The sequence below is a fragment of the Lentzea terrae genome (genome assembly GCF_003265345.1).
GTDB lineage: Bacteria > Actinomycetota > Actinomycetes > Mycobacteriales > Pseudonocardiaceae > Lentzea > Lentzea terrae.
In genome coordinates, this window is sequence record NZ_QFWW01000024.1 from 134,711 (window position 1) to 160,603 (window position 25,893).

Annotated in this window: 27 protein-coding genes; 13 read left to right on the top strand and 14 right to left on the bottom strand. The window is 68.6% G+C overall.

Annotation, left to right across the window (positions count from 1 at the left end; all coding sequences use genetic code 11):
- Positions 1–22 precede the first annotated feature (22 nt).
- A complete protein-coding gene (locus DI276_RS30260) occupies positions 23–508 on the top strand; it encodes a GNAT family N-acetyltransferase (RefSeq protein WP_198681020.1) in 486 nt (161 codons plus the stop codon).
- On the opposite strand, the gene DI276_RS30265 is transcribed toward DI276_RS30260, so the two are convergent.
- From DI276_RS30265 to DI276_RS30280, 4 genes are all read right to left on the bottom strand, one after another.
- On the bottom strand, positions 443–913 hold the full coding sequence (locus tag DI276_RS30265; RefSeq protein WP_112269548.1) for a YkvA family protein: 471 nt from the start codon (positions 911–913) through the stop codon (positions 443–445). The genes DI276_RS30260 and DI276_RS30265 overlap by 66 nt on opposite strands.
- Positions 914–1,039: 126 nt before the next feature.
- Entirely contained in the window at positions 1,040–1,450 is a 411-nt protein-coding gene (locus DI276_RS30270; protein WP_112269550.1) for a hypothetical protein, read from the bottom strand.
- An 83-nt stretch (positions 1,451–1,533) separates the two neighbouring features.
- Complete coding sequence (locus DI276_RS30275; protein WP_112269552.1) at positions 1,534–2,277, bottom strand: anti-sigma factor family protein; 744 nt, start codon at positions 2,275–2,277, stop codon at positions 1,534–1,536.
- Positions 2,274–2,843, bottom strand: a complete 570-nt coding sequence (locus DI276_RS30280; RefSeq protein WP_030468711.1) for a sigma-70 family RNA polymerase sigma factor — start codon at positions 2,841–2,843, stop codon at positions 2,274–2,276. The genes DI276_RS30275 and DI276_RS30280 overlap by 4 nt, the downstream gene beginning before the upstream one ends.
- 114 nt (positions 2,844–2,957) lie before the next feature.
- Between DI276_RS30280 and DI276_RS30285 the strand changes: the two genes are divergently transcribed.
- The 5 genes from DI276_RS30285 to DI276_RS30305 all read left to right on the top strand — a co-directional run bounded on the left by DI276_RS30285 (position 2,958) and on the right by DI276_RS30305 (position 8,908).
- Positions 2,958–3,554, top strand: a complete 597-nt coding sequence (locus DI276_RS30285; protein WP_112269555.1) for a hypothetical protein — start codon at positions 2,958–2,960, stop codon at positions 3,552–3,554.
- Between the two features lie 63 nt (positions 3,555–3,617).
- Positions 3,618–4,328, top strand: a complete 711-nt coding sequence (locus tag DI276_RS30290; RefSeq protein ID WP_112269557.1) for a DUF4142 domain-containing protein — start codon at positions 3,618–3,620, stop codon at positions 4,326–4,328.
- Between the two features lie 161 nt (positions 4,329–4,489).
- The gene (locus DI276_RS30295) at positions 4,490–5,314 is read left to right on the top strand and encodes a ferredoxin (RefSeq protein WP_112269987.1); all 825 of its coding nucleotides are present in this window, start codon (positions 4,490–4,492) and stop codon (positions 5,312–5,314) included.
- Positions 5,311–6,693 carry an NAD(P)/FAD-dependent oxidoreductase gene (locus DI276_RS30300; RefSeq protein ID WP_157985037.1) on the top strand — a complete coding sequence of 461 codons (1,383 nt, stop codon included), beginning with the start codon at positions 5,311–5,313 and terminating at the stop codon, positions 6,691–6,693. Before DI276_RS30295 ends, DI276_RS30300 begins: the two co-directional genes overlap by 4 nt.
- 355 nt (positions 6,694–7,048) lie before the next feature.
- Positions 7,049–8,908 carry a PA domain-containing protein gene (locus tag DI276_RS30305; RefSeq protein ID WP_112269561.1) on the top strand — a complete coding sequence of 620 codons (1,860 nt, stop codon included), beginning with the start codon at positions 7,049–7,051 and terminating at the stop codon, positions 8,906–8,908.
- 48 nt (positions 8,909–8,956) lie between these two features.
- Here the strand turns inward: DI276_RS30305 and DI276_RS30310 are convergent, their stop codons facing one another.
- Positions 8,957–9,913 (bottom strand): beta-ketoacyl-ACP synthase III, encoded by a 957-nt coding sequence (locus DI276_RS30310; protein ID WP_456298525.1) that lies wholly within the window; start codon positions 9,911–9,913, stop codon positions 8,957–8,959.
- A gap of 64 nt (positions 9,914–9,977) precedes the next feature.
- Between DI276_RS30310 and DI276_RS30315 the strand changes: the two genes are divergently transcribed.
- Positions 9,978–10,580, top strand: a complete 603-nt coding sequence (locus DI276_RS30315) for a TetR/AcrR family transcriptional regulator (RefSeq protein ID WP_112269563.1) — start codon at positions 9,978–9,980, stop codon at positions 10,578–10,580.
- Here the strand turns inward: DI276_RS30315 and DI276_RS30320 are convergent.
- The 4 genes from DI276_RS30320 to DI276_RS30335 all read right to left on the bottom strand — a co-directional run bounded on the left by DI276_RS30320 (position 10,567) and on the right by DI276_RS30335 (position 14,898).
- Positions 10,567–11,286, bottom strand: coding sequence for an alpha/beta fold hydrolase (locus DI276_RS30320; RefSeq protein WP_232837025.1), 720 nt, complete (start codon positions 11,284–11,286; stop codon positions 10,567–10,569). The two genes, DI276_RS30315 and DI276_RS30320, sit on opposite strands and share 14 nt — an antisense overlap.
- Entirely contained in the window at positions 11,283–11,747 is a 465-nt protein-coding gene (locus DI276_RS30325) for a hypothetical protein (protein WP_112269565.1), read from the bottom strand. Before DI276_RS30325 ends, DI276_RS30320 begins: the two co-directional genes overlap by 4 nt.
- 320 nt (positions 11,748–12,067) lie before the next feature.
- On the bottom strand, positions 12,068–12,898 hold the full coding sequence (locus DI276_RS30330; protein WP_198680994.1) for a hypothetical protein: 831 nt from the start codon (positions 12,896–12,898) through the stop codon (positions 12,068–12,070).
- A gap of 377 nt (positions 12,899–13,275) precedes the next feature.
- Positions 13,276–14,898, bottom strand: coding sequence for a C39 family peptidase (locus DI276_RS30335; RefSeq protein WP_112269569.1), 1,623 nt, complete (start codon positions 14,896–14,898; stop codon positions 13,276–13,278).
- A 63-nt stretch (positions 14,899–14,961) separates the two neighbouring features.
- On the opposite strand from DI276_RS30335, the gene DI276_RS30340 reads away from it, so the two are divergent.
- Together DI276_RS30340 and DI276_RS30345 are read left to right on the top strand one after the other, a co-directional pair.
- Complete coding sequence (locus DI276_RS30340) at positions 14,962–17,508, top strand: AfsR/SARP family transcriptional regulator (protein ID WP_112269571.1); 2,547 nt, start codon at positions 14,962–14,964, stop codon at positions 17,506–17,508.
- A 49-nt stretch (positions 17,509–17,557) separates the two neighbouring features.
- Positions 17,558–18,493 carry a hypothetical protein gene (locus DI276_RS30345; RefSeq protein ID WP_112269583.1) on the top strand — a complete coding sequence of 312 codons (936 nt, stop codon included), beginning with the start codon at positions 17,558–17,560 and terminating at the stop codon, positions 18,491–18,493.
- A gap of 10 nt (positions 18,494–18,503) precedes the next feature.
- Here DI276_RS30345 and DI276_RS30350 read toward each other — a convergent pair whose 3' ends face one another.
- From DI276_RS30350 to DI276_RS30365, 4 genes are read right to left on the bottom strand one after another with little or no spacing between them, the layout of a single operon-like run.
- Entirely contained in the window at positions 18,504–19,535 is a 1,032-nt protein-coding gene (locus DI276_RS30350; protein WP_112269585.1) for an ABC transporter ATP-binding protein, read from the bottom strand.
- Positions 19,532–20,317: a molybdate ABC transporter permease subunit gene (gene modB, locus DI276_RS30355; protein WP_112269587.1), complete on the bottom strand. Its 786-nt coding sequence runs from the start codon at positions 20,315–20,317 to the stop codon at positions 19,532–19,534. Before modB ends, DI276_RS30350 begins: the two co-directional genes overlap by 4 nt.
- A complete protein-coding gene (gene modA / locus DI276_RS30360; protein ID WP_112269589.1) occupies positions 20,314–21,054 on the bottom strand; it encodes a molybdate ABC transporter substrate-binding protein in 741 nt (246 codons plus the stop codon). Before modA ends, modB begins: the two co-directional genes overlap by 4 nt.
- Before the next feature lies 1 nt (position 21,055).
- Entirely contained in the window at positions 21,056–21,454 is a 399-nt protein-coding gene (locus DI276_RS30365) for a TOBE domain-containing protein (RefSeq protein WP_112269591.1), read from the bottom strand.
- A 149-nt stretch (positions 21,455–21,603) separates the two neighbouring features.
- Between DI276_RS30365 and DI276_RS30370 the strand changes: the two genes are divergently transcribed.
- The 4 genes from DI276_RS30370 to DI276_RS30380 are packed head-to-tail and all read left to right on the top strand — an operon-like array spanning position 21,604 to position 24,877.
- Positions 21,604–22,752, top strand: a complete 1,149-nt coding sequence (locus tag DI276_RS30370; RefSeq protein ID WP_157985038.1) for an ABC transporter substrate-binding protein — start codon at positions 21,604–21,606, stop codon at positions 22,750–22,752.
- 44 nt (positions 22,753–22,796) lie between these two features.
- A complete protein-coding gene (locus tag DI276_RS51320) occupies positions 22,797–22,952 on the top strand; it encodes a hypothetical protein (RefSeq protein WP_198680995.1) in 156 nt (51 codons plus the stop codon).
- Positions 22,953–22,955: 3 nt separating this feature from the next.
- Positions 22,956–23,288 carry an ArsR/SmtB family transcription factor gene (locus tag DI276_RS30375; protein ID WP_112269596.1) on the top strand — a complete coding sequence of 111 codons (333 nt, stop codon included), beginning with the start codon at positions 22,956–22,958 and terminating at the stop codon, positions 23,286–23,288.
- On the top strand, positions 23,285–24,877 hold the full coding sequence (locus DI276_RS30380) for a SulP family inorganic anion transporter (RefSeq protein WP_112269598.1): 1,593 nt from the start codon (positions 23,285–23,287) through the stop codon (positions 24,875–24,877). Before DI276_RS30375 ends, DI276_RS30380 begins: the two co-directional genes overlap by 4 nt.
- Here the strand turns inward: DI276_RS30380 and DI276_RS30385 are convergent.
- Complete coding sequence (locus tag DI276_RS30385) at positions 24,874–25,839, bottom strand: aldo/keto reductase (protein ID WP_269814312.1); 966 nt, start codon at positions 25,837–25,839, stop codon at positions 24,874–24,876. The genes DI276_RS30380 and DI276_RS30385 overlap by 4 nt on opposite strands.
- Positions 25,840–25,893 lie beyond the last annotated feature (54 nt).

Genomic DNA, 25,893 nt, shown 5'->3' on the forward strand with positions numbered 1-25,893 from the left:
GACCTACCAGGATTGCGGCGTGTTGATCCGTCTCGCCCAACCAGCCGAACTCCCGTACCTCCAGGAGATCGAAATCGCGTCCGGCGCGCCGTTCCGCGACGTGGGCATGCCCGAGATCGCCGACGACGACCCGATGTCGCTGGAAGCACTGGCAGAGCACGAGGTCTGGGTCGCGGTGGGGGAGCAGGGCGTGCCGCTCGCGTTCATCGCGGTCGGTGACGTGGACGGTGCGGTGCACGTCCACCAGGTGAGCGTGCATCCCGCGCACGCACGCCAGGGGATCGGCGCGGCGCTGATCGAACACGTGACGCGGCCAGGGCGCGCGGTGACGTTGACGACGTTCCGGGACGTGCCGTGGAACGCGCCGTACTACGAGCGCCTGGGCTTCCGGACGGTCGAGGAGCCTTCGCCGGGCCTCGTCGAAATCATGCGCGTGGAGGCCTCATGGGGTCTCGATCCCGCGACTCGGGTCGCGATGGTCCTTCTCCCAGCGCAGGTACGACCCTGAGGCGATCGACACACTGCTGAGCAGCCACACGAGCATGCCCGCGTCGTCGGTCACGCCGATCAGTGGCAGGAACTCCGGCAGGACGTCGATCGGCGACACGAGGTAGACCAGCGCCAGCGCCCAGAGCGTCACCTGGCTGCGCGGCAGGTCCGGGTACTTGCCGCTGCGCCAGGCCTTCCACAGGCGCGGCAACGCCTTCGCGCGCTGGATCGGGTTGCCGACCGGGCCGGGGCCCTTCTGGGCGCGCTTGCGCCGGTTGCGCAGCACGCCCAGCACGACGGACAGCAGGCCGAGCGGGATCATCACCCAGCCGACGACCGCCGGGCTGAGACCGCCCAGCGGAGCGTCGCGGAACAGCAGGACCGTCAAGCCTGCCAGTGAGATGAACGACCCGAAGACGACCATCTGGCTGGCTCCTAGTGGTGTGGCCCGGACCGTTGCCGGGCGAGTTCGCGGTCGGACGGGTGCATCGCGGTGCCGCGAGGCGCCCTGCTGAGCGTGAACTACCCCGCAACGGTCCGGGTCACGCCACTAGCTCGGCTCCTGGAAGAGCATCGTCGGAATGGCCTTGTGGGGCTGCTTCTGGGCTGGTGGCTCGGGCTCCCTCAGTTCGATCACGGGTTCGGGTTCCTCGACGGGAACCTCTTTGACCGCCGGTTTGCGCGCTGCTTTCACCGGCGGCGGTGTGGACTGGTCCAAAGCGGCGCGCGCCTTGGAGATCCACACCTTCTGCATGGCCTCGTCCTTGCTCCCGGCCGCCGTCGCGGCGAGTCCGGAGAGGACACCGCGGATACGTGGTACCAGAGCAGGATGACGCCGGATCGCCTGCCACACAGCGTGATCACCCGGTAGCCGGGCGGACACGAGCTGCTTGACCTGAGCGCGCAGCTCCTCTGTGGACAGATCGAGCCAGCGCTCGACCGCTGACGGGCCAATCGCCACGTGCAAGCCTCCCCAAAACGACAACCGCCCCCACAGGATCTCACGGATCCGGCAGGGGCAGTGGTCTGGTGTCGGGAAGCGCGTCAGGAGGCGACGACTTCGAGCAGGATCTTGCCGTTCTCGTCCTGGATCCGGAACGTGGCGATCTCGTGCCAGCGCATGGCGACGTTGGCCTGGAGCCGGATCGTCTTGCGGTCGCCTGCCACCGGTTCGGGCGCGTACCAGGAGGTGACCTGGGCGACGCGGCCCGCGCGTCCGACGGCGACGAGCGAACCCTTGCTGGGGCCGGACATGCCGCTGACCTCGATGTCCATCGAGGTGCCCCACGGCTCGTCCGAGGCGATGATCTTCGTGAAGACCCCGCTGTTCGGATCCTGCTGCTGCACCTTCATCGACGAGTCGGTGGAGTTGTTCGCCACCGGGGTCTGCGACGTCGTCGTGCCGGGGTTCTGGGGTGCAGCCTGGTTCGAACCGTCATCGCTGCCGCGCACGACGAGCGACGTGACGACGGCCGTCACCGCCACGATGCCGGCGGCGGCGGCCGCGACACCCTGGGCGACGAACCAGCGTCTGCGCTTCCTGCGTGCCGCGACGGCGTCGAGCATGACCCGCACCGACTTGCCGTCCGGGCGTTCCGGAGCTGTTCCGCGCAGCATTCCGCCCGCGTCGGCCTCGTCGATCAGGTCCGGCACCACCGCGAAGTCGCGCAGGTCAAGGGCACACCTGCGACATTCCGTCAGGTGGTTCTCGAACGCCTCCACCTCATCGGCATCGAGGATGCCGAGCACGTAGGCGGCGACGTCGAGGTGATCTGGTGCCGTTGTCACCGCGTCTCTCCCCGATCGTGCAACGCGCGCCGCAGCGCACGGAGCGCGTAGTACACCCGCGACTTGACCGTTCCCGGTGGCACACCCAGTGCCGCCGCGGCCTCACCGACGGTGCGGTCCCGCAGGTATGTCTCGAGAATAGCCTCCCTGTGTTCCTCCGAGAGACCGTTCATCGCCTCGGCGACGACGATCGCTGCGAGGGTGCGATCCTCTTCTCCGCCGGAAGGCGACTCGTCCGAAGGGGTCAGTTCGAACTCCTGCGGACGGACGCTTCTCTTTCGTCTGTCGTCAATGACCAACCGCCTTGCCACCGTGAACAACCACGACCGCAAGAGCACGGGGTCACGTTCGAGCTTCTCGGCGTTGCGCCATGCCCTGACCAGGGTTTCCTGCACGATGTCCTCGGCCCACTGACGATCATGGCCCGTCAACCTCATGCAGTGTCCCAGCAGGGCGCTGCCGAATTCCTCGTACAGCCGGCGGATCAACTCTTCCTCGAGCGATCCCGGTCTTGGTGATTGTTCGTCTAACTCGCGTTGACGTCTATGCCGCGCCACGGGGGACATCCTTGCCTCAACGAGCGCCGGAAGTCGAGAGGCAAATATTCCTCACGAAGTCCGTGAACCGTTGCCGGATCGTGTCCGTACTCCTCGGTACCCAAGCCGAGAAAGGACCTGCCGATGCGACGTGGTCAAGCCATCACCGCCCTGGCGGCACTGGCTGTGAGTCTCACGGCGTGCGGCAGCACCCAGGAACCTCCTGGTGGAGCCGCAACGGGCGGCTTGCAGGCGAAACCCGCTGATCTGGGCGGCGCGAACATGTACTTCATCGCGAACAGCGACCAGATGGGCTGGTTCGTCACCGACGCCGACGGGCTCCCGCTCTACCGCTACGACAAGGACACCCCGAAGCCGTCCAAGTCGAACTGCGAGGGCGAGTGCGCGAAGGCCTGGAAGCCGGTCCTCGCGGACAAGACACCGATGGCGACCGGGGTGGACCCGATCTCCATGGGCGTCCTGACCAGGCCGGACGGCACCAAACAGCTCACCATCGCCGGCTTTCCCCAGTACACCTACGCCGAGGACAAGTCGGCCGGTGACATGAAAGGCCAGGGAAAGGGCGGCGTGTGGTGGGTCACTGCCCCCAACGGCGCCAAGATCACCGGCGGAAAGGCGCAGAACAACAGCAAGAGCAGCAGCACGCCGAGCGCACCCCCGAGCCCGAAGAACGGTCAGGCACCGCCGCCGGCGCCGACTTCGGGCGCTCCCGGCTACTGAGCCCACTGCTCGATCTTTCCAAACCCCGACCGACTTCCACTGAACAACGAGGACATCAAGACGATGACCAGAGCCCTCGCCACCGTCTTGGCGATGTTGTTCCTCTTCACCGCTGCCCCGTTCGCTGCCCAGGCGCAGCCCGCGGACACGGATGGAGTGCAGGACACCCCGTCAGGGCCGTTGACGGCGAACGACCGCGAATTGCTCAACAGGGTGCGCCTCGCAGGCCTGTGGGAGATGCCCATGGGCGAGCTCACCGCCACCAAGGCGTCCAACGCCAGGGTCAAGCAGATCGGCAAGATGATCATGCTTGACCACATGATGCTGGACGCGCTGACGAAGAAGACGGCCGCCGGGTTCGGGCTGACCACGCCCGACGTGCCGAACCCTGCGCAGCAGTCGTGGATGGAAGAGATCAACGCGCTCGAAGGCGACGCGTTCGACCAGGCGTTCGTCGCCCGGTTGCGCGCCGCGCACGGCCAAATCTTCCCCTTCATCGCGAAGGTGCGCTCAGGGACCCGCAACGACGTCATCCGCGGGTTCGCGCAGGCCGGTATCGACGTGGTGATGAAGCACATGACGTTGCTGGAGAGCACGGGGCTCGCAGGCGATTCGTCCTTCGCGGAGCCCCAGCCCGCCGGCGGCATCATCAACGCGTCCCTGGCCTCCGGTGAGGGGCCCAACATGTGGGTGATCCTGACGGTCACCGCCGCGGGAGCGGTCCTCACGATCCTCCTGCTCCGAGTACTCCGCCCGCGACGACCGGTGCGGTGATTCAGCAAGACCCCGTTGTGTGACGGGAAACGGAGGTGGTGTCCCAAGGTCAGAGGCACTCCAACGCGGACCTGTTCCCACCCGCCCGGCCCTGAAGTGTCCACTCCTGCACCACGGGCCGGGCGGGTTCCCGCGAGAGTTTCGTTCCGGAGGAAGAGTTGTTGTCCAGCCAGATTCCGCTCCTGGTGGCCCAGGCCGAGTTCGACTCGGGTGTCAAGAAGATGGCCCAGATGTCCGCCAGGCTGGCTTATGTCCTGATGTGCGCCACCTTGTCCTGGGGCGTGCTGATCGCGACCGGATGGGCCGAGAAGCTCACCGGCCGTGAGGGGCTCAAGAACGGGCACATGGTGCTCGCCTCACTGGCGATCGCGTTCGGCACGCTCCACGCGTTCGCTTTCTCACTGCTGCAGGGCGCCCCCCTCAGCGTGATCAAGCTCGTCCTGCCGTTCGTCGACGGCGGTCTGTTCCGGCACGCGCTCGGCATCCTCGGCCTCGAGGTCATGCTCGCGATCGCCGTACTCGCCTCCATGAGGCACAAAGTCTTCTACCGCAAGTGGTTGCGGTTCCACCAAACCGCCTACATCGCGGTGGGCATCACCGTGGTCCACTCCTGGTTCGGCGCCATCGCCAACGGCAACCTGTCGGTGCTCTGGCTGGGCGGTCTGACCATCCTCGTCCCGACCGTCACGCTGGCGCTGGCCCGCTTCCTGCCCGCCGAGATGCTCATGCGCATCGGCATGCTCGACACCGAGCGCGGCAAGGAACCGGGGGTCGGCGAGGGCGACGCGATGGACGTGAGCGTCAACAACGAGAAATGCCACCGCTACGGCACCTGCCAGGCGGAGGCACCGGATGTCTTCCAGCTGATCGAGGACAACCGCCTGACCTACAACCGTCGGCCGCCTGAGGAGCACTTCGCCCAGGCCCGAGCGGCCCAGCGGGCGTGCCCGATGCGCGCGATCGAGATCAGGGAGCGAGTGAAGTGAGCGAACGGATCGTGGTCGTCGGCGGCGGACTCGGAGGAGTTCGTTCCGCGGAACGGCTGCGGGAGATGGGTTTCGACGGGCAGATCACGATCCTGTCCGCCGAGCGGCACCTCCCGTACCACCGCCCATGCCTGTCGAAGCAGATCATCACGGGTGAATGGCACCCCGACGACGCGCTGCTCTCGTTCTCCGGCGACCTCGACGCCGAGTGGCGGCTGAACTCTCCCGCCCTGCACCTGGACCCGAAGAAGCAGTCGGTCTGGGTGCCCGGCGGTGAGGAGATCAAGTACGACGGCCTGATCATCGCGACGGGCGTCGACGCCCGCGCGATGGGCGGCGCCCCTCGCCACGACCCGCGGGTGCACGTGCTGCGGACGCTGGACGACGCGGTCGCGATCCGCAAGAACATCCGGCAGTCCCAAGGCCTCGTCGCCGTCATCGGCGGTGGCTTCATCGGCTGCGAGCTCGCCTGCTCCGTGCGCCACATGGGCCGTGACGTCGCGCTGATCGTCCGCTCGCCCGCGTTGCTGGGCGGCGTCGTCGGTGACGACATCGGCAAGAAGATCACCGAGGCGCACGTCGAGCACGGCGTCCGGCTCGCCACCGGTGTCGGCATCAAGCACTGGGTGCGGCAGCCCGGCGGCATCGGCATCCACCTCTCCGACGGTCAGGTCTTCTTCGCCTCGTGCGTGGTCCTGGCGGTGGGGGCATCGCCCGCCACCGACTGGATGCGCGGCTCCGGCCTCGACATCTCGGACGGCGTGCTGTGCGACGCCACGAACCACGTGGTCGGCGCCGAGAACATCGTCGCCTGCGGTGACGTGGCCCGGTGGCCCAACATGCGCTTCAACGGCGCCGTGCGCCGCGTCGAGCACTGGCTCAACGCCGTCGAAGGAGGCCGTGCGGCCGCCGAGAACCTGTTGGTGGGCCGCAACCACGCCAAGATCTACACGCCGGTCCCGCGCTTCTGGACCGAGCAGTACGGCATGCGCGTCCAGGGTGCCGGCCTGCCCGTCCTGGGCACCGACACCACCGACGTGAACGGACTCACCGGCTTCATCGCCAACGGCAAGCTCGTCGGCATCGTGGGCCTCGAGTCTCCCGGCAAGATCATCACCGAGACCCCGGAGCTGTTCCGCCAGAACACGGTCGAGGAGCAGCGCACGGTGTGGACCCAGCCGGCCGAGGAGACGAAGGTCGCCGCGACGCCGGAAGTCCTGCCCACCACCGCGATCCCGGTTCCCGAACCAGTCGCCGCCCGCGCATCATCGGTTCCCCCGTCCGTCTCGTCGTCGATGTCCCCGCCTTTGCAGCGGCGGCGGCATTCACGCTCGAGGCCGGAGATGGTGCGAACGGGCGGAGGACGCGCGAGGCCTTAACCCGGTCAGGAGGATCTTGTTTGTCGGCACAGGGCAAGCGGGGACGGGCGAACTCCGACGTCGCTGCGTTGGCCAGGTGGCGGACCGATGACGCCACGCGGCGATGCGCTCGTTCCCGCGCCGGCAAGCTGACCTCCTTCTCGTGCGTCACCAACGGTGTGGCGGCTCGGCGGGCTCCCGAGCCGCCACACCGGCCTATCCACAGGCGTGCGCCGCTGTTTTGTCAGCGGCCGAATGGGGCAGACGACTTCCCTACGCCACATATCGGACGTAAGGTGCCGCCGACTGGGGGAAAGCCCAACTCCCGGAGGCAACCATGCGGAGTCGACGAAGACAACGCATTTCCCTACTGAGTGTGGCCGCGCTGGTACTCAGCGGACTCACCGCGGGGATCGCGACGGCCCACCCCGACCACGGCGGCAGCCGCGAGGACTTTCCCGGCGAAGGCGTCGCCGACGGAATCTACAAACAGCACAACGGCGACGAGGGACACCTGCCGCCGGTCAACCGCAACGTCACGCTCGTCGGCAAGGGCGAGGTGACCAACCCGTCCGGCGACGGCAACACCGGCCGGGTCGCCGACGTCACCGCCTTCGGTGACTACGCCTACCTCAACGCCTTCCGCGAACCCACGTGCGAGCGGACCGGCGTGCACGTCATGGACATCTCCAACCCCGCCGCGCCGGTCGAGGTCACCAGCGCGTTCATCCCCGCCAGCGACGGTTCCTACGTGGGCGAGGGCATCCAGGTCGAGCGCATCGACAACGCCTTCTTCCAGGGCGACCTGCTGGCGCACCAGAGCGAGACCTGTCCCGGCGAGACCCCGCCGCCCCCGAACCTCGGTGGCATCTCGCTGTGGAACGTCACGGATCCGCGCCACCCCGTGCCCGTCACGCTGCACACCGGTGACTTCAGCAACCCGGCCGGCGGCGTCGACCCCGCGCCGAACCAGGTGCACAGCATGCGGATGTGGACCAACAACATCGACAAGAAGACCTACGTGGTCCTGGTCGACGACGAGGAACTGGCCGACGTCGACATCATGGACATCACCGACCCGTACCACCCGGTGATGGTCAACGACGAGCTGGACCTCAGCGCGGTGTTCGGTGTCGACCAGCCGACGCCGGCCAACCTGACCTCGGTGTTCAGCCACGACATGATGATCACCAAGATCGGCCAGCGGTACGTCATGAACATGAACTACTGGGACGGCGGCTACGTCCTGCTGGACGTCACCGACCCGCGGCCGGGCAAGGTCACTCTCATCGCGGAGAGCGACTACGCGGCACTGGACGAGGAACGGGCGGCCCGTGGCCACCAGATCTCGCCGGAGGGCAACGCGCACCAGTCCGAGCTGTCGCCGAACCGGAAGTTCCTGCTCGGCACCGACGAGGACTTCAACCCGTACCGCGTCGTCGCGCGGATCGACACCGGCCCGTACGCCGGCACCGAGTACACGGCGGTCCAGGCGAGCAACGTCGTGCAGATCGACGAGAACACCTCGATCAGCGGGCCGACGACGTTCGTCGGCGACGCGTGTGCCGCCCTGCCCCCTGGCACCGGCACGGCACTGGCCGAACGTGGTACCTGCACGTTCCAGGTCAAGCTGGACAACATCACCGCCGCCGGTTACACGGCGGGCATCGTGTTCCAGAACCACCGCGACGACTGCCTGGCCTTCGTGACCATGCTCGCCACGGGCACGATCCCGTACGTGTTCGTCAACCGCGCCACCGGGCTGAAGCTGCTCGGCGTCGCGGGCGTCACGGACGGCAACGCGTGCACGTTGACGACACCCGCGGGTGCTACGGGCAACGCCACGACGATCCAGGCGATCTTCGACGGCTGGGGCTACGTGCGGTTGTTCGGCACGAACATCCCCAAGTCCGGAGCCGGGTCGATCAACCAGATCGACACCTACGCGATCCCCGAGTCGCAGGATCCCGCCTACGCGCGCGGGTTCGGTGACCTGTCGGTGCACGAGGTCGCCATGGACCCGGACAACAGCGAGATCGCGTACATCTCGTACTACGCGGGCGGTTTCCGCGTGGTCCAGTACGGCCCTGGCGGGATCCAGGAGGTTGGCGCCTTCATCGACGAGGGAGGCAACAACTTCTGGGGCGTCGAGGTCTGGCGTGACGAGAACGGGGAGAAGTACGTGCTCGGCAGCGACCGCGACTTCGGCCTCTACGTGTTCCGCTACAACGGTTGACCGGAACAACGCCACGGGCGGCTCTCGCCCGTGGCGTTGCTCTGCGCGTCACGGGCAGGTGATGACCTGACCGGCCCAGGACAGGCCGCCCCCGAACGCGAACAGCAGCACCGGCTGACCGGACGGCAGCTCGCCGCGTTCGGCCATTTTGGACAGTGCGAGCGGCACCGAGGCCGCCGAGGTGTTGCCGGAGTGCACGACGTCCCGGGCGATCACCACGTCGTCGCGCAGGTCGAGCTTGCGGGACATCGCCTCGATGATGCGCAGGTTCGCCTGGTGCGTGACGATCCCCGCGAGGTCCTTGGTCGCGATGCCGGCCCGCTGGCAGGCTTGGACGACGACGGCGGGCAGTTCGCTGGTGGCCCAGCGGAAGACGGCCTGACCCTCCTGGGCGAAGCGCGGCTGCCAGTCGTCCACCAGGCGGACTGCGTTGCCGCGGCTGGGGTCGGAGCCCCAGGTGACGGGACCGATCTGGGCGTCGTCCGAGGCGCTGAGCACGGCCGCGCCCGCGCCGTCGCCGAGCAGGATGCAGCTGGCGCGGTCGGTCCAGTCGGTGAGGTCGGACATCTTCTCGGCGCCGATGACGAGCGCGTGCTTGGCGGCACCGGCGCGGAGCGTGTGGTCGGCCGTGGCGAGCGCGGTGCAGAAGCCGGCGCACGCGTTGTTCAAGTCGAAGCAGACCGCGTCCGGGATGTTCAGCCGGCCGGCCACCTGGGCGGCGATCGACGGGCAGCGGTCGATGGCCGAGCAGGTCGCGACGATCACCTGGCCGATGTCGGACGGTGTCAGGCCGGAGGAGGCCAGGGCCTTCGACGCGGCACCGGCGGCCATGTCGGTGACCGACTCGTCGTCCGCGATGTGGCGGGTGGCGATGCCCGTGCGCTGCCGGATCCACTCGTCGTTGGTGTCGACCATCGTCTCCAGGTCGGCGTTGGTCAGCACGCGCTGCGGCTGGTGATGGCCGAGCGCGACGACGCGGGATCCGGACAAGATGAGCTCCTTCATCGAGGCGATGCGGCGAATATAGCAACCGATCGGTCGGTAGCTAAAGGTGTCGTAGGCTGCCTCTGTGAGTCCTCGTAGATCTGTTGCCGACACCCTCCAGACGCGGCAGCGCATCCTCGACCGAAGCTTGGCGATCGCCTCGGCGGAAGGGCTGGAGGGGCTGACGATCGGCCGGCTCGCCGACGAGCTGGGGATGAGCAAAGCCGGTCTGCTGGGCCACTTCGGCACGAAGGAGGGTCTGCAGCTCGCGGTGGTCGACGAGGCCGCGGCGGTCTTCTCGCGCGAGGTACCGGGGCGCGTCAAGCAAGCGCCGTCGGGCCTGCCGCACCTGAAGGCGGTCTGTGAGGCGTGGGTGTCGTATCTCGAACGCGAGGTGCTGCCCGGTGGCTGCTTCTTCACCGCGGCCACCACCGAGTTCGACGGGCGCACTGGACGGGTGCGGGACGCGTTGGCCGGCATGAACGCGTTGTGGCGCCGGGATCTGCGGATCCACGTCCGGCGCGCGATGAGCTTCGGCGAGCTGCCGGAGGAGACCGACGTCGACCAGCTGATCTACGAGATCGTCGGGATCATGCTGGCGCTCAACCACTTCCTGCAGCTGGAACACGACAGCCTGGCGCCGGCCCGCGCTCGGCGCGCGTTGGAGCGGCTGTTCAGCTCGCGATGAACGCGTTGACGATCGCGGCGACTTCCGCAGCCTGTTCGTAGACCATGCCGTGCGTCGCGTCGATCTCGTGCACGCGGACGTTCGGGCAGATTCGGGGAAGGTCGCGGCGCAGGCCAGCGCGGTGAGCGTCCATCAGCGCGATCAGATCTGGTGGCACCGGCAGGTTCTTGGTGGCCAGCACGAGCAGGAACGGTGCTGTCACCTCGGCGAAGACCGGCAGCGCGTCCAGGAACTCCGGCGCCGTCCGCACCGCCGAGGTGATCGACGCGTTGGGACGGGTGATCATCGCGGCCTGCGCGGTGAAGATCTCGTTCAGCTTGGCGAGGTCCGCCTCGACCTGGTCCGGTGCGAGTCCGGCGTAGTGGGCCGGATCCGTTGCGGCAGAACGATGTCCGTCCAGGCTCACCGCCGGGCACTCGGGATGCCTGCGCGCCCACATGCCGGCCAGCACGCCGCCCAGCGAGTGGCCGACGACGACAGGGTCCTTCAGTCCGAAGCGGACAACCGTGCTCTCGAGGTCGTCGAGCACCGCCTCCCACTCCCACGGCCCGTCGGGCGACTTGCCGTGGCCGCGCAGGTCGACCGCCACGCACCGCCCGTTGACTTGTGGCGCAAGCGTTTCCCACGCCGACATGTCACCACCCAAGCCGTGCAGCAGCAGGATGGGCGGACCGTCGCCGCCGTGGTCATGGGCCGCGAGCTTCACTGTTCTCTCCTGGTGTCGAGACGGGCGCGGATCGATGCGACGGTGACGCCGCCGTCGGGATGGCGGTCGAGTTTGTTGCGGCTCACCAGGTCGTGGACTCCCTGGCGGGTGATGCCGAGCATCGCGCCGGCCACCCCGAACGACACGCCCTCCTTGCTCGGGTGTCCGGCCCGGTGTGCGGTGACTCGGCCGAGCGGCGTCGCCCACCACGTGTCCGGCGGGTCGAACGGCTTGTCGCCCGGGTAGAGGACGGCCATCAGGCGGATCGCCACCCGGTGGGCCAGCGCGTCGTCGGGGCCGAGCAGCTGGGCCGCCCACATCTCGGCGTCCGCCTCGACGGACGACCGCAGGCCTGCGAGATCGGCTTGCGGCAGCAGGATTTCCAGGGGGTCGAGCAGCCGGCTCGTCACGAGCCGGATCAGGTCGTCGCGCAGGTCCACGTGTTCCGGGGTGGTCGCCACTTGACAGACGATAGCAAGTACTTGACGGCTGGTGTCAAGTAAAAAACATCTCCTTCTTGGGAGGCGGTGGTATCCGGCACCCCAGGTGCATTGGTCCGATCGAGTGTCGGCATAAACTTGAGCTGCGCGGCCCCGAGGGGACGCGCAGCTTGTTGTCCCGTCATTCTTGGTTTACCGGACAACGGCGAAGGAAATGTGGTAAATCCGACGAAACGGCGACTCGAGAAGTGCGCCCAAATAATTCAACAGGCGGTGAATTAGGTGTTTCATTTCGGTGGCGAAGGCGGCAGCGGAGGAGCGGACGACAAGTAGGCCAACGTCTACTTGATGTCCAGTTTCATGCCGACTCGTGCGCCGGTGGCAATCCCATCGGCCACGAGGCTGATCTCTTCGCGTCCGCTCGTGTTGGTGCGCCGCTGGACTGTGTGTCGTTCGGTGCCGGACTTGAGGCCTACGCCATCCCAGTAGCCACCGCAGCCAGGCGGCAGGACGACGGTGTATTCGAGGTGTTCGGCACCTGGCGTGAACGTCTTGACGAACTCCTCGGGCACCCCCTGCACGAACGGCAGGCACTTCGCGGGCCAAGAGAATTCGACCACCAGATGGATTTCGGTGCCGCGAACGGCGGGTTCGCCCAAGTGCACCATCATCTTGAGGCGTCCTCTGCTCAGCCAGCGCGAGGTCACGTCGAGGCGTGTTCCGCCCTCGCCGTCGAGCTCGACGCTCCGCACGCGAACGTCGATCTTGCGCTTGAGCCGGTCCGGCCACTCCCAGTTCGGGCCCTCCCACAGCGTCAGGAAGTCGAGGACGTCGCAGTCCGCCACCGCGGTGAACGTGATCTTGTCGTGGGCGTCGCCGTTCGCTTCGATCGTCACCACCTGCCGCCAGTCGGTGATTCGCCAGGTCACGGAGCAGCGTTCGTGGAGCACTTCGCAGTAGCGGAGCAGGAGCCGTCGATCCAGCTCGGTCCGCCGGCGCCATTCCAGCTTGTTCGCGGCGAGCAGGACGAACAGTCCCAACACGGCGATCGTCACAGCGATCATCGCGACGGCGCGGATTCCGGGTTGGCCCAAAACGATGCTGAGAATTCCTCCGGTCGCGAGTATGCCGAGCACGCCTTCGATTATTCCGATGACACCGGTGTTGAGCACGTACGACTGCAGGGCTCCCACGGTGGAACCCAGCATGGTGGACGATCCGACCTGCACCTGCTTGCGGCGCGTCCTGCGTACAGCTGCTCCGAACGTCATGGGTGGCATCCTCACGGCTTTCATAGCAGGCGCACTTGCCGCTGAATTCGCAGAATACGTCCGGAGTGGGCATCGGCGATCGGATTCATGCGAACGGTCAAGCTGGTTTGCTCCGGAGCGGCGATCTTTTCCCGAGAAGGGCTGATGCTCGTTACAATCCCTGATTCCTTGAGATTTTCGGTTGGGTTGCGGTCAGTGCAGCCGTTCGGCCGTCACTGGAACGGACCCCTCCCTCCTACCTGCCGTACGCACAGGTAGGAGGGAGGGCGAGGATCAGATCAGGCCGCCCACATCTGCACCGGCGCGATGTAGTTCCACGTGTAGAGCTGGTTCGCGCCGTCGTAGCTGCCGTCGGTGCCCGCCCCGTAGGTGTCGTGCACGTAGAACGAGCCGTTGTCGTGGTAGCCGATCACCACGGACAGATGGCCGGAGGTCGAGCCCCACGTGCCGCTCATGATCACGAACTTGCCCTGGTCGATGAACGCGCGGACCTGGGCCGGGGTGAAGTTGCCCTGTTGCACGGCGGCGCCGTTGCGGGCCAGGAAGTCGCGCTCGGAGTCCCAGGAGGCGCAGGGACGGGCCGGGTTGCCGCCGCAGTAGTAGCCGGTGATCCAGCCGTGCGCGCCCTTCCAGCTGCCGGTGCGGGACCAGTCGTTCATCGTGCGGTTGAAGGTGGTGCCGCGGTTGGTGAACTCGTCGGTGATGTAGCGGCCCCACTTCGACCAGTGCGACGACGGCTGCGAGACCTGGACGCCGAACTCGTTGGGCAGCTGGTAGGTGACGAGGTCGATCACGGCGCTGGTCGGGCCGCAGCTCGAGTTGCCGTTGAACTCGTTGCGCGTGTCCCAGAGCTGGTGGATGTACTCGGCGCGGTTCAGGCGGCCCATGGTGGTCACTTCGCCGTCCAGCGTGGCGGCGGAGAGACCGGAAGCCTTCCGGTAACCCTTCTGCGGGCTGCCGATGACGGCGTCGGCACCGGAGACGCCGGTCAGCGCGTAGTTGAACGACAGGCCCTCGACGACCCGCGACGCCTTCTTCGAAGCCAGGTCCTGGACGTAGACGCCGTTCAACGCGTCGAACTGGTTCGGGCCGAGCTTCTTGTCGGACACGCAACCCATGACCTCGTACGCGACGTGCGCGCCGTCGGTGCTCCACACCGCGCTGCGGTAATGGTGCTTCGTCTCGCCGATCAGCGACCGGACCTCGCCGTCCTCGGTGGCCAGCCCCAGGTGCTGCGGTTCCGCGCCGCCGCAGCGGTAGATCTCGTTGTGCTTGATGAAGCTGACGTGCCGCTCGCCCTTGACGTCGACGAGCTTGAAGTCGCGGTAGAGGGCGGTGGAGTCGCTCGTGAGCAACGGCTTCGCGGCGCCGGACTTCAGGTCGAAGCGGACCAGCGAACCGACGTACGTGCTCTCGTCGGCCGCGTCCGGGTGCTGCACCGCCAGCAGGCCGGTGCCGTCGGAGGTGAAGCCGAGCAGTTCGGGCGCGCGGCCCTTCAGCCGGCCCACCTGAACGCCGTCGACCACGACGTTCTCGCCGTCCGCATAAGCGAGCGTCGAGCCGTGGAAGACAGCGGACGTGATCGCGCCACGCGTCTTGAACCGAGACTTGCCGTAGCGGTCGAACGTCTGCAGCGAGGTGCCGTGCGTGCCGTTGAAGTCGGAGATCACGGCGGCCAGCGAGCCATCGGCCGACGACACCGAACGGACTGTGTAGGCGGGATCGCTCACGTTGACGGTGGTTCTCCGCACGCCACCGACGGTGACGTTGTAGCCGTCGCCAGAGCGGACGGCGTGCGACTGGGACGGGCTCTCGGAGTAGGGCTCGGCCGCCTGAGCAGGGGACACGACGGCTGCCAGGGTGCCGAGTGCCACCACCAGGGCCAGTGAGGTTTTCGTCATGGGTCAAACGTCATGCCGCGTGGCATGTGTCCGGTATGCGTCCGGTAGTTACGATCGGGAGCTGTGGAGTTCCGGGTGCTCGGGCCGGTGGAGTGTTACGCCGACGACGGTGTGCGCCTGAGCCTTGGGCCGCCCAAACAACGAGCCGTGCTCGCGTTGCTGCTCGCCCAGCCAGGACGGGTGCTGTCGGTCGACCGGCTGATCAGCGTGCTGTGGGACGACGCGCCGCCCAAGACGGCGTTGAAGAACCTGCAGGTCTACGTCTACCAGCTGCGCAAGATCGTCGGCTCGCGGCTGCTGTCGCGTGCGCCCGGCTACCTGATGTCGATCGACCCGGCCGAGCTCGACCTCACCCGGTTCACCGAGCTGCTCGACGTGGCCCGCAGGGAACGCACCCCGCAGCGCTACCGGGAGGCGCTCGCGTTGTGGCGCGGGCCGGCGCTGGCCGATCTCGCCGCTTCCGGGCTGCTGCGCGGGGTCGTCGCGCAGCTGGAGGAGCTGCGGCTGGCCGCGCGGGTCGAGTGCGCGGAGGCCGAGCTGGACCTCGGGCGGCACGTGGAGATCGTCGCGGACCTCAACGAGTGGGTCCGCGAACACCCGTTGCACGAGCGCCTGCGCGAACAGCAGATGGCGGCGCTGCACCGCGCGGGCCGACCGGCGGAGGCGCTGGCCGCCTATCAGGAGTGCCGCCGCGTCCTGCAGGACGAGCTCGGCGTCGAGCCGGGCGAGTCGCTCAGAAGGCTCCAGGCCGAGATCCTGCGCGCGAAACCCGTTGGCGCCTCGGCGATCCGGCAGCTGCCCCCGGACGTGGTCACCTTCGCCGGACGGTCGCGCGAGCTCGCCCTGATCAAGTCCCAAACCCGGCAGGACCGGGTCGCGGTGTGCGTGATCACCGGGCAGGCGGGCATCGGCAAGTCCGCGCTGGCGGTGCGGGCGGCGCACGAGATCGCGGCGCAGTTCCCGGACGGCCAGCTCTACGCCGACCTCTCCGACGGCGCGTCCGACCGGATTCTCAGCCAGTTCCTGCGCGCGCTCGGCGAACGTCCCGGCGACGAGGAAGCCCTGCGCTACCGGTCGCTCACGGCGTCGCGCAGGTTGCTCGTGGTGCTGGACAACGTTGCCACCACGGCCCAGGTCAAACGCCTGCTGCCCACGGGTCCCGGCTCGGCGGTGCTCATCACCTCCCGCCGCCCGCTCACCTCGCTGCACGGCGCCTCGTACGTGAAGCTCGGTGCGTTGCCGCTGGAGGAAGCGTTCCAGCTGCTGTCCGGTGTCGCCGGAAAGGTCGATGACGCAACAGAACTCGTCCGCTGGTGCGGTGGTCTGCCGCTCGCGCTGCGCATCGCGGGCGCGCGGCTCGTCGCCCGTCCACAGTGGACAGCGCCGCTGCTGGCCGCGCGGCTGGCCGACGAGGCGCGCCGGCTCGACGAGCTCCGGCTCGGTGACGTCGCGGTGCGGTCGGCGTTCGAGGTGAGCTACGCCGAGCTCGGATCTCCCGCGGTGGCGCGGGTCTTCCGCCTGCTGGGGCTGCTGGACGGCCCGGACTTCGCGGTGGCCGCCGCACGGGCGCTGACCGAGGTGCAGGACGTCGAGGAGCTGCTCGCCGAACTGGCCGACGCGCACCTCGTCGAGGAACCGGTGCCCGGCCGGTTCGCACTGCACGACCTGCTGCGGTTGTTCGCGCGGGAACGCTGCCGCAGCTCGGAGTCGTCCGCCGAGCGGTCACTCGCACTCGAACGCCTGCACAAGCACTACCTGGAAGCCTTGGCGGACAACCCGACCGACCTCTGGCTGGCCGAGGAACGCGACAACCTGATCGCCGCGGCCCACCAGGCCTCGCCGGCCGACGCGATCGAGTTCGCGGCCGGCCTGTCGTGGTACTTCCGCCGCCGTTCGGAGGTCGCGGACTGGGCCGCGCTGAACACTCTCGCCCTGGAGGCGGCGCGGTCGTTGGGCGACACGCGCGCGGAAGCGTTGGCGTTGAAGGAACTCGGCGCGGCCTGCGAGCGCGGCTTCAAGTTCGCGGAGGCCCAGCAGCACTGGACCGCGGCCCTCGCCCTGGCCCGCTCGCTGGGCGACCGGCAGCTGGAAGCCGTGACGCTCAACAACCTCGGCATCGTGCACTGGCGCCGCCGCGACCTGCCTGCCGCGGTCACGTCGCTGGAGGCGTCGCTCTCGTTGCGGGAGGAGCTGTCCGACTCCCAGGGCGCGGCCTACGTGCGCACCAACCTGGGGCTGGTGCACGCGGCGCGCGGTGATCTCCCGGCGGCTTTGGCCTGCTACGAGGAGACTCTGACGACGTTCCGCGCGTGCGGTGACAGGTCTGGCGAGCTGCACGCGTTGGCGAACATGGCCGACGCGCACCGGCAGATGGGCTCGTTGGACCGCGCTCTGGAGCTGTCGGAGGAGGCGCTGCAGCTCGCGCGTTCGGTGGGGGACAGGCAGATCGAGGCCGGGGTGTTGCTGGACCGCGGCATCGTGCACGAGCTGGCCGGGCGGGTGGAGCAGGCCAGGGAGTCGTACCGCGAGGCGGTGGAGCTGTCGCGGCGGATCGGGTTCAAGTGGGGTGAGGCGGAAGCGTCGCGTCGGCTGACAGGTTTGACCGGCTGAGGCCGAAAGTCGGTAGCCGGACCGTGCGGAGCTGGTGAGGATCGACAGGATGACGAGAATCCTGATCTCGCTGTTCACCTTTCTGCTCCTCTCCGCATCTCCAGTCACAGCCGCGGGTTGCCCACCCGTTGTCACGGGCAACGGCCCGTCCCTGCACCCCGAGGGCCTCACCTACGACCCCGTCCGGCACCGCTTCCTCGTCGGCTCCGTCACCCACGGCACCGTCTCCCGCGTCGCCTCCGACGGCAAAGCCCACACCCTCGTCGACGACCAGTGGCTGATCACCACGATGGGCCTCGCCGTCGACCCCCACCGCGGCCGCGTCCTGGTCACGAACGCCGACCTGGGCCGCGCCGACCGCAGCAAACCCGAAACCACCAGGGCGTTCGCCGGACTGGGCGTCTACGACCTGCGCACCGGCAAGCCGATCCACCGCGTCACGCTCGCCACCGGCCCAGGCCACTTCGCCAACGACGTCGCGCTCGCCCCGGACGGCACCGCCTACGTCACCGACTCGATCTCCGGCACGGTCTACCGCGTCACCCCGGACGGCACGGCGACGACCCTCGTCCAGCACCCCGACCTCGCGCAGCCCACGACCGGCGGCTGGGGTCTCAACGGCATCGTGCACCTCGGCGACAAGCTCGTCGCCGCGCTGTCCGGTGCCCGCAAACTGGCCGTCATCCCGCTCGGCGACCCGCACCACGTCACCACGATCTCCGCTCCGATCGGTGCCCCGGACGGCCTCCTGGCCCTCGACCGCAATCGCATCCTGCTCGTCGACAACACCGCGGCGAACCGGGTCGTCGAGGTGCACACGAAAGACCGTTGGCAGACGGTGGAAATCGTCCGCGAGGTCAAGTGGCCGGACAAGGCGCCCACCACGCTCACCAAGACGCCGTGCGGCGCGTACGCGGTGGCAGGGCGGCTCGACGTGTTGCTCGCCGGTGGGCGCAGCGACGAGTTCGTGCTCAGGAGGGTTTGAGCCGGCTCGCTCAGCGGGGATAGGTGTGGATCTCGGTCGCCTTCAGGGAAACCCACAGCGCGTGGCCGGGTTGCAGCCGCAACTCGGCCACTGTCGCGGTGGTGATGTCGGCGAGCACGGCGGGGGAGCCGTCGAGGTCGACGCGGGTGGTGTGGGCGTGCGGCTCGATGCCGGTGACGACGGCCTGCCACGTGTTGCGGGGGCTGCCGGCGGGTTTCTCCGGGTACAGACTGACGGCGGCGGGCGGGAACACCACGTGCACCGGGCCGTCCGCGGGCTCGGCGATCGTCAACGTCCCTCCGTCGTCGAGCCGGACCTCGGTGCCGTCAGCAACACCGCGGTAGAAGTTCAGGCCGACGAGGTTGGCGACGTAGTCGGTGCGCGGCTGCCGTACGACGTCACGCGGCGAGCCCTCCTGCACGACCCGGCCGTGCTCCAGGATGACCAGTCGGTCGGCGAGCACCATCGCGTCCAACGGGTCGTGCGTGACCAGGAGCGTGTGGCCGGGGTAGTCGGCGAGGTGTCGGCCGAGTTCGGAACGCACGCGCAGGCGGGTGCTGGCGTCCAGCGCGGCCAACGGCTCGTCGAGGAGCAGCAGTTCCGGTGCCGTGGCGAGGGCGCGGGCCAGGGCGACGCGTTGGGCTTGGCCGCCGGAGAGCGTGCGGGGCTTGACGTGCGCGAAGTCGGCGAGCCCGACCTGGTCGAGCCACTGCAACGCCACCGCGTTGGCCTCGGCCTTGCGGGTGCCGCGGGCGCGCAGGCCGAACGCGACGTTGTCCAGCGCGCTCATGTGCGCGAAGAGCAGGTAGTCCTGGAAAACCACGCCGATGGGCCGTTTCTCGGCGGGCAGGCCGTCCCAAGTGGACTCGTTGTGGTGGATGCGGCTGTCGCTCGGCACCAGTCCGGCCAGGGCGCGCAGGGCAGTGGTCTTGCCGGCGCCGTTCGGGCCGAGCAGTGCGACGACTTCACCTGGCTCGATGGACAGGTCGATGTCGAGCGAGAAGGACGCGCGCTGGACGCGGAGCTCTGCGTGCAGGGTCATGACGGCCCGCTGATCCACTTGTCGCGCAGCCCCGCCAGCACGGCGACGGAGACCAGGAGCAGCACGATGCTGAGCACGATCGCTGCGTCCGGGTCGGTCTCCAGCGCAAGATAGACGGCGAGCGGCATGGTCGTCGTCTTGCCGGGGAAGTTGCCGGCGAACGTGATCGTCGCGCCGAACTCGCCGAGCGCGCGGGCCCAGCAGAGCACCGTTCCCGCGACGACGCCCGGCATGACGCTGGGCAGCGTCACGCGGCGGAACGTCAGCCAACGCGAGGCACCCAACGTCGCCGCAGCTTCTTCGAAACGCGGATCGGCGGCTCTGAGTGCGCCTTCCACCGAGATGACCAGGAACGGCATCGCGACGAACGCCTCGGCGAGCACGACTCCCGCTGTGGTGAAGGGCAACGAGATTCCGAACCACTGGTCCAGGTACTGGCCGACCACACCGCGCCGGCCGAGCACCAGCAGCAGCGCGACACCGCCGACGACCGGAGGCAGTACCAGCGGCACGGTCACCAAAGCGCGCAGCACACCCCGTCCCGGCAGGTCGCTGCGCGCGAGCAACCACGCGAGCGGCACGCCGAGGACGAGGCAGACGATCGTGGCGAGCGACGCGCAGATCAGCGAGAGCTGCAGCGCCTGCCCGACCTCCTGGCTGAAGAGCTGGGCCGGCAGGGTCGCCCACGGTGCCTTGATCAGCAGTCCTGCCAGCGGTACGAGCAGGAAAGCGAGCCCGACGACCGCGGGCAGGACGAGGACGACCGGGAGCCTGGACCTCACGGTGCGGTGAAACCTGCTGCTGCGAGCACCTTCTTGCCCTTCTCCGACAACACGTAGTCGACGAAAGCCTTGGCAGTGGCGGCGTTCGGCGCCTTGGCCAGCGGTGCGATCGGGTAGTCGTTGACAGCGCTGGAAGCCTCGGCGAAGTCCTCGCCCTCGACCTTGTCGCCCGCTGCCTGCACGTCCGTGCGGTAGACGAGCGCCGCGTCGACCTCGCCCAGCGACACCTTGGTGAGCACGGCCTTCACGTCCTGCTCCAGCGTGTCCGGCGAGGGCGTGATCTTGGCGGCCGCGAACACTTTCTTCGCCGCCGCCCCGCACGGCACCTGCTCCGCGCACAACGCGATCTTCAGGTCGCCCTTCGCGAAGTCCGCGAGTCCAGTGATCTTGCCCGGATTGCCTTTGGGCACTGCGATCTGCAGGGTGTTCTTCGCGAACGTGGTCGGCGTCGCCGTGATCGTGCCGGTGTCCGTGACCTGCTTCATGTTGGCCGGCGCCGCGGAGGCGAACACGTCGGCCGGAGCCCCCTGGTTGAGCTGCTGCGCCAGGGCCGAGCTGCCGGCGAAGTTGAAGCTGACCTTCGTGCCGGGGTTGGCGGCCTCGAACTCCTCGCCGAGCTGCTGGAAGGACTCGGTCAGCGAGGCCGCCGCGAAGACCGTGATCTCGCCGCCGGACGTGCTCGGCTGCGTGGTTCCGCAGCCCGCCAGCACCAGGACGAGCGCGAGCACCCTCCTCAACTCAGGCCTCCGGGATCTCGACGACGACGTGCGTGGACTTGATGGAGGCGACGGCGACGCTGCCCACCTCGAGACCGAGCTCGTCGGCCGACTCGCGGCTCATCAGCGACGTGATCCGGAACGGCCCGGCCTGCATGTCGACCTGGGCCATCACGCCGTCCTTGATGACTCGGGTGACGATGCCCTTCATCCGGTTGCGCGCCGACGCCGCCACCGTCGCCCCCGGCTCGGCCACCTCGGTCATGTGCTGGGCGAACTCGGCCAGCTCGACGCCGCTCACGCCCTTCCGCCCGTTCTCGAGGACCACGGACTGCAAACGCCCCTGATCTATCCACCGGCGCACGGTGTCATCGCTGACCCCGAGCAGCGCGGCGGCTTCACTGATCCGCAGATTCGGCACGAACGGCAGCGTATATCCGCGTCTGCGGAACTCCCAACTGTTCCGCGTGGTGGAAGGTGCTAGCTGTCGAGGGAACCCGACTTATCGGTGGTGTCTCACCTGGTGACCATCGGCGCTTCGCATCACCGCCGATGCTCACAAGGGGAGTCATGCGTTTACGGGTCGTGGCCGCTGTCCTCCTGCTGGCCACCGGATGCGCCGCCGAGCCGCCAGCGGGTCCCAGCGGCGAACCCATCAAGATCGGATACCTCAACAACGCGTCCGGCGCGTTCGCGGTGCCGGAGCTGCAGACCGGTGCTGAGGTCGCCGTCGCCCACCTCAACCGCAAGGGCGGCGTCAAGAACCGTCCGTTCGAGCTCATCACGTGCCCCACAGACGGCACGCCGGAGCAGTCGGCGTCGTGTGCGGACAAGTTCGTCGGCGCGAAGGTCGCCGTCGTCGTGCAGGGCGTCGACACCGGTGCCGACGCCGCGATTCCCAAGCTCAGCGAGGCCGCAATTCCGCTGGTCGGGCACGTGCAGTTCACGCCAGGCCTGATGAACCACAAGAACGCCTTCTTCTTCGGCGCCGCCGCAGTCGCGTACGGCACGGCGGCGTTGAAGTACTACGCCGACCAAGGCGTGAAGACGGTCGCGTGGCTGCTGCCGGAGTCGCCGACCACGCACGCCTTCACCGACACCGTGCTCACGCCGGCGGCCAAGCGGTTCGGGCTCGGCTACCGCTCGGTCTACTACCCGGCGGACAACCCCGGCTGGGACGACCTCGCCCACACCGTCGCCACCGCCGAGGCGTCGGGCAGCATCGCCGCGACCGAGGAGCAGTGCACGCACATCGTCCGGGCGCTGCGGGAAGCCAGCTACGACGGGCGGATCCTCGCGGCCTCCTGCACCGGGCTGCCGAAGTCGGTGGGCAACCAGTCGATCGGCGTCGAGCTGTCGTCGGACTTCTGGCACCCGACGGACCCGCTGTCCGCGCCGCCCGCGAACCAGGACGAGATCGAGGAGTACCGCGCGGCCATGCGGGCGGCCGGCTACGACGAACCCGTTGCGGGCGCGGTGGTTTCCTTCGCGGACATGATGACGCTCGCGCGGGTCCTGTCCACTTCGGACGGCACGCCGGAGCAGGCGCTGCGGGCGGTGAAGAACCTCGACAGCTTCCTCGGCCCGCAGATCACCTGCGACCACGCCTGGTTCGGCAACTCGGCGTGCAGCACGGCCGTGTTGTTCTACCGGTTCCAGCCGAACGGTGCACTGAAAGCCCAGGTCCCTGACTTCATCGAGGTGGCCAAGCTGGGTTAAGCTGTCGAATTGAAGACTTCTTCAATTCGACAGGTTGTGATGTCGTGAACGAGTTCAGGGACAACCTCCTCGCCCGCATCGCGCAGGCGGAGGAAGCCGTGCGGCGCGCGGAGGAACGGCAGGACACGTACGCCGCCGAGACGCACGGCGCCGACCTCGCCAACCTCCGCCGGCTCGCCGCCGAGCACGGGGTGAAGTGACCCGTGCCGGTTCCGCTGTACCAGGCGAAGGCCGAGTTCTTCCGCATGCTCGGGCACCCGGTGCGCATCCGGGTGCTGGAGCTGCTGCAGGACGGGCCGAAGGCCGTGCGCGAGCTGCTCGCCGAGATCGAGGTGGAGGCCTCGAACCTCTCGGCCCAGCTCGCCGTGCTGCGCAGATCGGGGATCGTCACCGCGACCCGTGAGGGGTCGACGGTCGTGTACGCGCTCGCGGGCGCCGACGTGGCCGACCTCCTCAGAGCCGCGAGACGCATCCTGACCGAGCTGCTGGTGGGGCAGAACGAGCTGCTGGCTCAGCTCCGCGAGGAACCTGCGTGAGCTTCCTCCCCACGACGAAGGACTGGGCGTCGGCGCGGCCGAAGGACCTGGTCGCCGGCCTCACCGTGGCGGTCGTGGCGTTGCCGCTGGCACTCGGGTTCGGGGTCGCGTCCGGTCTCGGTGCCGCGGCGGGGCTCGCGACGGCGATCGTCGCGGGCGCGCTGGCGGCGGTGTTCGGCGGTTCGAGCCTCCAGGTGTCGGGTCCGACCGGCGCGATGACCGTGGTGCTGGTGCCGATCGTGGCCCGGTTCGGGCCGGGCGGCGTGCTCACCGTCGGCCTGCTGGCCGGCGTGCTGCTCATCGGGCTGGCTCTGCTCAAAGCCGGGCGGTACATGCGTTACGTGCCGGCGCCGGTGGTCGAGGGTTTCACGATCGGCATCGCCGCCGTGATCGCGCTGCAGCAGGTGCCGGCCGCGCTCGGCGTGCCCACGCCGGACGGGCACAACGTCGTGGTGAACGCCGTGCGCGCCTTCGGTTCCGGCCTGTCGTGGCCCTCGGTCGGGCTCGCGGCCGGGGTCGTGGTCGTGATGCTCGCCGGTGCGCGCTGGCGGCCCGCGGTGCCGTTCTCCCTGCTCGCGGTTGCGGTCGGAACCGTCGTGGCGGAGCTCTGGTCGTTGCCGGTGACCAGGATCGGCGCCCTGCCCGCGACCCTGCCCGCGCCCAGCCTGTCCTTTGTGGACGTCGGCGCGCTGTGGTCGTTGCTGCCGTCGGCGGTGGCCGTGGCGGCGTTGGCAGCGCTGGAAAGCCTGTTGTCCGCAACGGTCGCGGACGGCATGAGCGTGAACCAGCGGCACGACCCCGACCGGGAGCTGTTCGGACAGGGGATCGCGAACGTCGTCACGCCGATGTTCGGCGGGGTGCCGGCGACCGCGGCCATCGCCAGGACCGCGGTCAACGTCCGCTCCGGTGCCGGGTCGAGGCTCGCGTCACTCGTGCACGCCGCGACGCTCGCGTTGATCCTGCTGGTGGCCGCGCCGTTGGTCGGCCGCATTCCGTTGGCCGTGCTCGCAGGCGTGCTGCTGGCCACGGCGATCCGCATGGTGGAGGTCGGATCCGTGCGTGTGCTCGTGCGCGCGAACCGTGCCGACGCGCTCGTGCTCGTTCTCACCGCCGTCGCAACGTTGGCACTCGACCTGGTGACCGCGGTGATCGTCGGACTGGTGGTGGCGGGTGCGCTGGCGTTGCGCGCCGTGGCGAGGTCCGTGCGCATCGACGAGGTGCCGCTGGACACCGGCGATCACTCGGCGGAGGAACGGGCGTTGCTGGCCGAGCACATCGTGGCGTACCGGCTGGACGGACCGTTGTTCTTCGCTGCGGCCCACCGGTTTCTGCTCGAACTGACCGAGATCAGCGCGGTGTCCGTGGTGATCCTGCGGATGTCGCACGTGACGACGATGGACGGAACGGGCGCGCTGGTGCTGCGCGACGCGGTCGAGAAGCTGGAGCAGCGCGGTGTCTCCGTGCTGCTGTCGGGTGTGCGCGACGAACACCGGCGCCAGCTGGAAACGCACGGGGTACCGATGTTCGCCACCACTCCCGAGGCGATCGACCACGCGCGCAACCAGCTGCGCCAATCTGGAGTCCTTTAGGCGTGCCCGGCGATGCGGTGCGGCACGTACGCCTGCTCCAGCAGCCGCACCTCGTCGTCGGTCAGCTCGACGTCCAACGACGCCACCGCGTCGTCGAGGTGGCCCGGCTTGGTCACGCCCACGATCGGCGCGGTGACCGCCGGGTTGCGGTGCAGCCACGCCAGCGCGACCTGGGCCCGTGACACGCCGCGGGCCTTGGCGACCTCGGCCACCTGCTCGACGATCGCGCGATCCGACTCGACGTACAAAGTGGACCCGAACTCGTCGGTCTCGGTGCGCGCGGTCGTCGCGTCCCAGTCACGGGTCAGCCGGCCGCGGGCGAGCGGGCTCCACGGGATGACGGCGACGCCCTGGTCCGCGCAGAACGGCAGCATCTCGCGCTCCTCCTCGCGGTAGAGGAGGTTGTAGTGGTTCTGCATCGACACGAACCGCGTCCAGCCGTTCTGCCGTTGCGTGAACAACGCCTTGGCGAACTGCCACGCGTACATGGACGACGCACCGATGTAGCGCGCCTTGCCGGACTTCACGACGTCGTGCAGCGCTTCCAACGTCTCCTCAAGCGGCACGGAGGCGTCGAAGCGGTGGATTTGGTACAGGTCGACGTAATCCGTGCCCAACCGGCTCAGCGACGCGTCGATCTCGGCGAAGATCGCCTTGCGGGAGAGCCCGGCACCGTTGGCACCGCGGCGCATGCGGCCGTGGACCTTCGTCGCGAGCACGATCTCCTCGCGCCGCGTGAAGTCCTTCAACGCCCGTCCGGTGATCTCCTCCGAGGAGCCGTCGGAGTAGACGTTCGCGGTGTCGAAGAAGTTGATCCCGGCCTCGACGGCGGCCTTGATGAACGGCCGCGATTCCTCCTCCGGCATCGACCAGGCGTGGTTGCCCAGTGACGGATCTCCGTAACTCATCATGCCGAGACAGATCTCGGACACGTCCATGCCGGCGAGTTTGGTGTAGCGCACGGTCAGCCCCTCAGAAAAACGATGATCACGGTCGGGTGATGGCGGCAACAACCC